Annotated in this window: 9 protein-coding genes and 1 pseudogene; 5 read left to right on the top strand and 5 right to left on the bottom strand. The window is 48.1% G+C overall.

Annotation, left to right across the window (positions count from 1 at the left end):
- Positions 1–1,084: citrate/2-methylcitrate synthase (locus DEALDRAFT_RS15630; protein WP_008519312.1), on the bottom strand; the 1,084-nt coding region annotated here is incomplete at its 3' end.
- Positions 1,085–1,277: 193 nt separating this feature from the next.
- Here DEALDRAFT_RS15630 and DEALDRAFT_RS15635 point away from each other — a divergent pair.
- Complete coding sequence (locus DEALDRAFT_RS15635) at positions 1,278–1,988, top strand: M23 family metallopeptidase (protein ID WP_008519314.1); 711 nt, start codon at positions 1,278–1,280, stop codon at positions 1,986–1,988.
- Positions 1,989–2,107: 119 nt separating this feature from the next.
- On the opposite strand, the gene hgcB is transcribed toward DEALDRAFT_RS15635, so the two are convergent.
- The 3 genes from hgcB to DEALDRAFT_RS15650 are packed head-to-tail and all read right to left on the bottom strand — an operon-like array spanning position 2,108 to position 3,912.
- Positions 2,108–2,323, bottom strand: coding sequence for a mercury methylation ferredoxin HgcB (hgcB, locus tag DEALDRAFT_RS15640; protein ID WP_008519316.1), 216 nt, complete (start codon positions 2,321–2,323; stop codon positions 2,108–2,110).
- Between the two features lie 11 nt (positions 2,324–2,334).
- Positions 2,335–3,456: a mercury methylation corrinoid protein HgcA gene (gene hgcA / locus DEALDRAFT_RS15645; RefSeq protein WP_008519317.1), complete on the bottom strand. Its 1,122-nt coding sequence runs from the start codon at positions 3,454–3,456 to the stop codon at positions 2,335–2,337.
- A gap of 12 nt (positions 3,457–3,468) precedes the next feature.
- Positions 3,469–3,912, bottom strand: coding sequence for a MarR family winged helix-turn-helix transcriptional regulator (locus DEALDRAFT_RS15650; protein WP_008519319.1), 444 nt, complete (start codon positions 3,910–3,912; stop codon positions 3,469–3,471).
- A gap of 141 nt (positions 3,913–4,053) precedes the next feature.
- Here DEALDRAFT_RS15650 and DEALDRAFT_RS15655 point away from each other — a divergent pair, with 141 nt between their 5' ends.
- From DEALDRAFT_RS15655 to DEALDRAFT_RS15670, 4 genes are read left to right on the top strand one after another with little or no spacing between them, the layout of a single operon-like run.
- Positions 4,054–4,437 (top strand): GntR family transcriptional regulator, encoded by a 384-nt coding sequence (locus DEALDRAFT_RS15655; protein ID WP_008519323.1) that lies wholly within the window; start codon positions 4,054–4,056, stop codon positions 4,435–4,437.
- Positions 4,437–5,339: an ATP-binding cassette domain-containing protein gene (locus tag DEALDRAFT_RS15660; protein ID WP_040379339.1), complete on the top strand. Its 903-nt coding sequence runs from the start codon at positions 4,437–4,439 to the stop codon at positions 5,337–5,339. The genes DEALDRAFT_RS15655 and DEALDRAFT_RS15660 overlap by 1 nt, the downstream gene beginning before the upstream one ends.
- On the top strand, positions 5,317–6,057 hold the full coding sequence (locus DEALDRAFT_RS15665; RefSeq protein ID WP_008519327.1) for a hypothetical protein: 741 nt from the start codon (positions 5,317–5,319) through the stop codon (positions 6,055–6,057). Before DEALDRAFT_RS15660 ends, DEALDRAFT_RS15665 begins: the two co-directional genes overlap by 23 nt.
- The gene (locus DEALDRAFT_RS15670; protein ID WP_008519329.1) at positions 6,057–6,782 is read left to right on the top strand and encodes a hypothetical protein; all 726 of its coding nucleotides are present in this window, start codon (positions 6,057–6,059) and stop codon (positions 6,780–6,782) included. Before DEALDRAFT_RS15665 ends, DEALDRAFT_RS15670 begins: the two co-directional genes overlap by 1 nt.
- Here the strand turns inward: DEALDRAFT_RS15670 and DEALDRAFT_RS17030 are convergent.
- Positions 6,765–7,216, bottom strand: a pseudogene (locus DEALDRAFT_RS17030) (hypothetical protein); the annotation flags it as partial. The gene DEALDRAFT_RS15670 and the pseudogene DEALDRAFT_RS17030 sit on opposite strands and share 18 nt — an antisense overlap.

Here is a 7,216-nt window from a genome sequence, read left to right on the forward strand (position 1 = left end):
TTCTTGGGCAGTTGTTTGGCCGAGGTGCCAGGATTTTGGCCCGCGGGTCGTATGCTTTATACACCCGGTGACCGAAACCGGGTACTTTTTCTTTGGCGGCCAGTGTTTTTTCCACCCAGCTCTCCACATTTTGTTCATTACCGATTTCCTGCAGTGTGTAGAGAACGTTCTCATTTGCACCGCCGTGGAGGGGGCCATTAAGTGCCGAAATCCCCGAACCTACGGAAAAATAGATATCCGAAAGGGTAGAGGCTACCACCAGCGTGGCAAAGGTGCTGGCATTCATGCCGTGGTCCGCATGCAGAATCAGAGCCACATCCATGATTTTTTCTTCTATCGGTGTGGGTTTTTTGCCCGTCAGCATATAAAGGAAGTTTGCGGAATGGCTTAGTTCCGCATCAGGGGCAATGGGCATCTCGCCATTACGTACCCGGTGAACCGCCGCCACAATGGTGGGCAAAGCAGCAATTAAATGATAGCAGGAACGCAGTTCAGCGGCGTTATCTAAGTTATTGTCCGGCTTTTTTTGTTCCTGTTTAAATTCGTACGTGGCGTGTTCCTTCCCAAGGGGAGCCAATTCCATGGCGATGGAATCTTCATCGGCACCGATGGCGGTGGAAATATCAGGCCGGTCGTCATCTAAGTCTCTGGAGGTTAGTGTCTGCCGCAAAAGAAGGGTTCCCAGGCGAAGAGAAGCCATGCTGTTCATAGCTTCCACGGGAAAGCCCATTAGCTGCCGCAGGGTTAGGGGCAGATACCGGTCTTTTATCAGGGTTTCATTGAATTTTTTGTATTCCGCTTCGTTGGGCAGGCGGCCGTGCAGCAAAAGATAGGAAACTTCCTCATAATTGGCATGGGTGCAAAGGTCAAAAACATCATAGCCGCGGTAAATGAGCCGTCCCGCGGTACCGTTAACATAGCCTACGGCACTTTCACAGGCGATGGCTCCTTCCAGACCCGGTCCCACAGTGCAGTCTATTGGCCATTGGGGGCGTTGTGTAAATTGTGATTCAATATGATCTCCCGTTTCTTCGCGGGCAGCGTTTGCCGCTTCCATAATCAAAGATTTAATATCTGTTTTCATGCGTCTTCCTCAGTCCTTTTACATATAAGTTATCGTTAATTATAAATTACTTAGGAGAGTTTGGCAATCACAGAGAATGGGTGTTTTTAATGTTTTAATGTATTAAAATAAAGAAATAATATAAAAATTGGCTTGAATAATCATTGTCCGGACCCTTGAATACTGGCAGAAAACATTGTATAAAGGTGGTTGGATGAGAAATAAATCATTTGTACTGATGTTGTGCGTTTTGCTCTTATTATTTGTATCAGGATGCGGTGGGGAGTCGGAAGTAGCCGTTCCGGGAAAAGAGGGGTCTGCACCATTGAACTTTCGCACCAATACAGCCGGTCAACTAATTGAAAGTTTAAACTATCTGAGCTCCCCCTTGCAAGGCGTGGGTCTGAGTCGCTGGAACAGGCGCCTGCCCACCGCACCACGGGCTTATCGTGACGGAATCCATGAAGGGATGGACTACTTTGTGCGCCGCCACACTCCGGTCCTGGCAGCGGGTGACGGCTATGTGGTTCGTGCAGATCATGATTTTGTGGAGATGACTCTGCAGGAATATAATGAAGCCATCGCCATTGCCAAAAAAGCAGAGCCTACTCCGGAAGACATTGCTGATAAATTCCTGGGCCGGCAGGTATGGATTGCCCATCCTGACGGAGTTCTAACCCGCTATGCACATCTGGAAAGTGTGGACGAATCAATCCGGGTGGGCTCTGATGTTACCCGTGGACAGGTGATCGGTACGGTGGGTAACTCCGGTACCCGCTACAGCATTGTGGGCGGCAGCCGCTTTTTTGACGGTGCACCACATCTGCATTTTGAAGTATGGCATGATGGAACCTTTTTGGGTGAAGGGCGCCCGTTTTCCGAGATCCGGACCATCTACCATAATATTTTTCACACTGACAATTAACAGCACAGAAGGGGCCTCGCAGAAATGCGAGGCCCCTTCTGTTAACAACCACAGCCGTCATCACGGGAACCGCAGGTTGGCTCACGTCCAGTGAGCTTGCCAAGAATGATGGCGTACGCTCAGCCTACCCCGGAGTGGACCGTGATGGCTTCTGTCGGGCAGTTTCTGGCACAGGCTCCGCATTCCATACAAGCTTCTTTGTTGGCAATGCGGCTTTTTTTATTCTCCATGGCAAAGACCTGATGGGGACAGACCTCTGTGCAAAGACGGCAGCCGCTGCATTTATCCGTATCCAGTTTTAGTGTGGTGACGTTCTTTAAATATGTCAGGCCCATTTTTTCCCTCCTTAACCTCTAAAAAGCATAATTTTATAAGCTATGGCCAGTCCCAGGCCAATCAGTGTACCTACTGCAAGCAGGGGTATTGTGTAAAGCGTTTCTTTCTGCACACCGGATACCGAGGTGTAGGTTGTGGAGCCGGTAAAATTGAGAGCAAAGAAAGAGGTCAGTGCTGTGAGAAAGAGGATATTTGCCGCAGCCACCAGACTGTTTTCAGGAAAGTTGAATAAGGCGTAATGCCTGACGGTAAATGCAGACCAGGCCAGGCCCAGCAAAAGCCCCTTGGCAGCAAAGCTGCGAAAGGGAATGTAGGGCAGCAGGGCGGCAATGCCCACGGTGCCCAATACAATAGCAATGACATAGGGAACCAGGTTGGAAACACTTTGCATAAAAGATGAAAGGAAGTCAACTTCACCCGGTGAAACCAGGTTAAATAATAAGAGCAGTATAAAAAGCGCCGGTACCACTTTAAAGATATAATTTAGCTCCACCGGTATAACGATAAGCCGGTCCACCAGGGTGAAATGTACTTTGCGCATGGCTGTTGTAGCTTGGCCGTTTTGCAGAAAAGCCGGCAGGTCCTTTGCATAAACGGGGCCATAACTCACCTTAAAGCCGGTGTTTTTGCGCACCTCATGGGCTGCCACTCCGGGTGCCCCCAGTTGCGGCAAAATGATGTTTTTATGTGAGACTACTTTTTCCAGCCGGGCCAGTTCAATTCTTCTGATCAGCTCTGCTGTGCCAAAAGTGCCTTTTCCCGCCGCACACCAGACATTAATCCCCCTGGTGTCCAGGACAATAATCCACAGGTTTTGCCCTGGGAGTTCTTTTCGTAACCCATCAAAGGTAAGTTTGTAATTGGCGGTGGCCAGCACAGGAGAATTTTCCGTTGGATCTCCCACCGCATACAGTCCCGGGGGTACTTTGTAGTTGTCACGGTTAATGCCCAGTCGTACTTTTAGCGCTCCCAAAGCATCGGAGAAATCGGTTTGAGTTTTTATCCGGGGGATTTTTCCTATGGGTGTATCTATTTCGTCTACTACCCAGGAGGGGAAGTTTGAGTTTTGTGATTCAAAACTTTGTGCTGTATCGCAGCACTTTGGGGCACAGCATGGTTTATTTTTCTCCATTTATCTCCCACCTTAACAGCATTTGTTTTCCTGCAGTGCTTTTAGCAATAATTCCAGACTTTCTGTGACCTGGTTTCTTTTATCCGCGGGAATGGAATACAAAACTGTTCCATAATAGCGCTCAATCATCTCTTCCATGCGCCGGTAAAAGTCCATTCCCTTAGGCGTCAGGTGAATTTTGACGTACCGCCGGTCTACAGGATCTGTCTGCCGTTGAACCACGTCCTGTGCCGCCAGATTATTGATAGCCCGGCTCATGGTGCTGCTATCAAGGTTCAGCAGGGCAGCCACTTCGTTTAAAGAAATTTCTCCCGCACTGCCGATTTCCCAGATTACCTGCCATTGGCTGGCGCTGATTCCGCAGCAGGAGGCACCGAACTTATCAAAAAAGTTAATATTTTTTCCCAGAAGACGGATGATTTCCCGAAAGCGGGCCAGCTCTTGTTGTGAGTGCATATTGACCACCTCGGGATAAGTGTATCATGAAATAGATGTATCATGCAACTATTTTCTTTAAAAAAGCCCTTTACAGTGAAGCTGGGGCATGGTATAGTGCATTATAGCAGTAATGCACTATAGCGGTATGGGAGGTGTGCCATGAAAATCAATGCAGATGGGATGACGCCCATTTATGTGCAGATTGCCCAATGGTTAGAGACAGAAATACTCACCGGCAGTCTGGCACAGGAGGAGAAAGTTTATTCACAGTATCAATTGGCGGAAATGTATAATATCAATCCCGCCACCGCAGCTAAGGGTCTTAAAATCCTGGCTGATGAAGGTATTCTGTATAAAAAGAGGGGACTGGGTATGTTTGTTTCACCAAATGCACAACAAATGATTCAGGAGAAAAGAAAAAATGAGACGCTTAGGCACCTGGTGGTGGATTTGGTGCTGGAGGCGGAGCGTCTGGGAATTGACGATGATGAATTGACTGATATTATCAGGCAGGTAAGAAGCGAGAGCAGGGGGGATGCATGATGAATGTGGTGGAGTGCAGTGGCTTAACCAAAACGTATGGCAATATTAACGCTCTCAATAAGATGTCTTTTGCCATTGAAGAAAATAAAATTACCGGTTTGATCGGGCCAAACGGTGCGGGAAAGACCACATTGTTAAAAATAATGGCGGGTTTTATGCAGCAAAGTTCCGGAGAGATTAGGGTGTTTGACCGCAGCCCCTTTAATGACCTGACCGTTTCGGCAAATATGATTTTTGTGGATGACAACATGGCTTTGCCGCAGACGCTGAGCCTGGCCGATATACTGGAAGGGGTGGCACCCTTTTACGCCAATTGGGATGCAGGGCTGGCACAGAGGTTATTTGCTTATTTCAATCTGCAGCCGGGGCAGTGTCATCACAAACTGTCCAAAGGAATGAAAAGTACCTTTAATATGATAATCGGTATAGCCGCCCGCTGTCCCCTGACCATCTTTGATGAGCCCACCACGGGTATGGATGCCGGCGTGCGCAAAGACTTTTACCGGGCACTTTTAAAAGATTATCTGGCCCATCCACGCACCATTATTCTCTCCAGCCACCTACTTAACGAGATTCAGGATGTGCTGGAAGATGTGCTCTTAATGCGTGCCGGAGAAAAGCGGCTACACCTGCCGGTCAGTGATTTAAAGGAGTATGCGGTGGGGTTGCGGGGCAGACGGGAAGTGCTGGAACAGTTTAGCGGGAACCGGGAAGTTCTGTACCGGGAAGCCCTGGGCAGAGACAGTGAGTACCTGGTTGTGCAGAATACTTTGTCGGAAACAGAAAGACAGCAGGCAAAACGGTCCGGGGTTGAAATTTTGCCGGTGGACACCGCCGACCTGTGTGTATATCTGACCGCCACAAACAAAGGAGGGATTGATGATGTCTTTAGCGGAGCCTAATTTCATAGATATAACCCAAAAACAATATCAGTATAAACTTAAAGCATATTTGAATTTTCTGCTCACCATGATTGCCGTGCAGGCTATGGCTCTACTTTTTTCCTCGGGTGGGGTTGGACAAATGAGTATGGGCGTAGGCAACGTGTCGCTTAGCATGAGAACGTTTTCCGGTGATATCATTGTTATCTTCACAGGCTTTTGGTCACTGGTGGTGGCAATTTTTATTACCACCAAGGAGTACAGAGACGGAGACTTTATCTTAACTGCCAATCGCAGAAGTACCAATCTGGCAAACATTGCCTATTTGCTAACCGTCAGTATCTTAGCCGGTGTGACAGCTATTCTGGGCTCAGTTTTTCTCCGGGTAATGCAGTATTTTTTACTTGGCCCAGAACAAATTGCCGCCACTAATTTTTTCATTACTCCCCGGGAGTTTATATTGACCGTTACGGTGGCTTCATTGTATTTTATACTGCTTGCCGCCATTGGCTACTTCATTGGTTCGCTGGTTCAGTTTAATAAGTCCTTCATTATTGTACTGCCCGGCCTGTTTTTTGGCTCACTGATAATTTCTGATGCTGTCATCCTGGTTGATGCTCTATCTTTCTTCCTGGAGGAGACTTCCTTTGTCATTTTAGTAGTAAAAATCATGGTGGTAGCTGTGGTTCTGTTTACTTCTGCCACACTTCTTTCCGACAGACTGGAGGTGCGGGTATAATGGGGATTTCCTTACTGCTGCCCATATTGCTGGTTTTGTTTGTCCTGTTGTTGAAAAATGCCGGTAAGAATCTTGGCCAGCGGAAACAGAAGTGGATACTGGCCGGCTACGGATTAATCCTTGTAACTTCGCTGCTGATCCTGCTGTTTTTGCCGCAGGACAGCCTGCACGGTGAACAGGGAGTGGGTGATGAGACCATTGACCAGGCAAGGGAAGCCAGAGATACTTTTTATTCTGCAGTGATGGAAGGCCGGCCAGAAGATGTGGCAGGCGCCTACGTGACCGAGAAGTGGTCTTTTCCTCTGGCGGATAACAACTTAACAATTGCTGCGCCACAAAGGGAATGGTTTAGTGGTCTGCTTGTGGTGGAAAAAACGGAAGATTTAACAGACAGAATAGAGCTAACCCATTACGTAACCAGAACCATTGTTAACCACATAGACTTTACCGACAGCCTGCAGCCCCCGGGTGTTTCCCTGGAGAACAGCAGGTTGTTGCTAAGAGAATATCATCTGGAAATTAGCTTAGCACAGTTTCAAAGAGAGTTTGTGGTAGCGCAGTTATTGGGAGAGGAGAAGGAAAACTGGTGGTTGAACCCGGGGAGCAGCTCTGTGGGTGCGGAGGCACTGTACCTCCGTGTTCCTGAAGATGCTGTAATCGTAGTCGAGGAGCAAAGGATAAACAACTATGTTATCCTGGGAGAAGAGTCAATATTTACCAATTAACAGTTTGCCAAGCCGGTAGGCACCATAAATTGCTGCTAAAACAAAAAGCAGCGATAGGAGCATAAACAGGCCTACCAAATTAAAATAAGCGGTCCACGGTCTTTTTTCAAAAAACCGCTTAACAGCGGGGAGGCGGCGAATTGTTTGTGCCGTTTCTGTCAGAGAGAAAGATTCCTCCTCCCCCACGCTAAGCACGTATTTACCGCTGTTGTCCGGACTGGTTACCACTAATTTGTAAAGGCCTGGCGGTACAGTTTCCTTTTTCTCGGGCCCCTGAAAGTAGTTGTCGGCCACAAACGGTTCGAAAAAGGGCTCCCAGTTATATTCCTTCCCGTCCAGGCCAAAGAGAAGTGTGGCATCTTCGTTGTTTACCCGGAAGACATCCACCATAAAATCCCGCCGGGAATCGGGCAAATCCGGGACCAGAATGCTTA

Origin of the sequence: Dethiobacter alkaliphilus AHT 1, assembly GCF_000174415.1 — a bacterium.
In the GTDB taxonomy this organism is placed as follows: Bacteria; Bacillota; Dethiobacteria; order Dethiobacterales; family Dethiobacteraceae; genus Dethiobacter; species Dethiobacter alkaliphilus.

Coding starts and splice junctions, on each gene's coding strand:
- DEALDRAFT_RS15635 (WP_008519314.1), top strand. CDS start 1,278: ATGAGAAATAAATCATTTGTACTGATGTTGTGCGTTTTGCTCTTATTA.
- hgcB (WP_008519316.1), bottom strand. CDS start 2,323: ATGGGCCTGACATATTTAAAGAACGTCACCACACTAAAACTGGATACG.
- hgcA (WP_008519317.1), bottom strand. CDS start 3,456: ATGGAGAAAAATAAACCATGCTGTGCCCCAAAGTGCTGCGATACAGCA.
- DEALDRAFT_RS15650 (WP_008519319.1), bottom strand. CDS start 3,912: ATGCACTCACAACAAGAGCTGGCCCGCTTTCGGGAAATCATCCGTCTT.
- DEALDRAFT_RS15655 (WP_008519323.1), top strand. CDS start 4,054: ATGAAAATCAATGCAGATGGGATGACGCCCATTTATGTGCAGATTGCC.
- DEALDRAFT_RS15660 (WP_040379339.1), top strand. CDS start 4,437: ATGAATGTGGTGGAGTGCAGTGGCTTAACCAAAACGTATGGCAATATT.
- DEALDRAFT_RS15665 (WP_008519327.1), top strand. CDS start 5,317: ATGATGTCTTTAGCGGAGCCTAATTTCATAGATATAACCCAAAAACAA.
- DEALDRAFT_RS15670 (WP_008519329.1), top strand. CDS start 6,057: ATGGGGATTTCCTTACTGCTGCCCATATTGCTGGTTTTGTTTGTCCTG.